Source organism: Peribacillus frigoritolerans (assembly GCF_030676415.1).
In the GTDB taxonomy this organism is placed as follows: Bacteria; Bacillota; Bacilli; order Bacillales; family DSM-1321; genus Peribacillus; species Peribacillus frigoritolerans_A.
Map to the genome: position 1 here is coordinate 1 of NZ_JAUUTW010000151.1, position 255 is coordinate 255.

The following is a 255-nucleotide window of genomic DNA, read 5'->3' on the forward strand; positions in this document are numbered from 1 at the left end:
ATTGACCTTCCCATTTAGAGATGACGATTGCTGCAAGTGAATTACCGATAACGTTTACTACTGTACGTCCCATATCAAGAATACGGTCGATACCGGCAATAAATGCTAGACCTTCAATAGGAATACCGACAGTTCCCAATGTCGCTAAAAGAACTACGAAAGATACACCCGGTACACCCGCAATCCCCTTGGACGTGATCATTAACACTAGCATTAGCGTAATTTGCTCATACACGCTTAAATCGATTCCGTACA

At 42.7% G+C, this 255-nt stretch carries 1 protein-coding gene; it reads right to left on the reverse strand.

The window, feature by feature from the left end:
- Nucleotides 1–255: cation:dicarboxylate symporter family transporter (locus tag Q8G36_RS28855; protein ID WP_305275384.1), on the reverse strand; the 255-nt coding region annotated here is incomplete at both ends.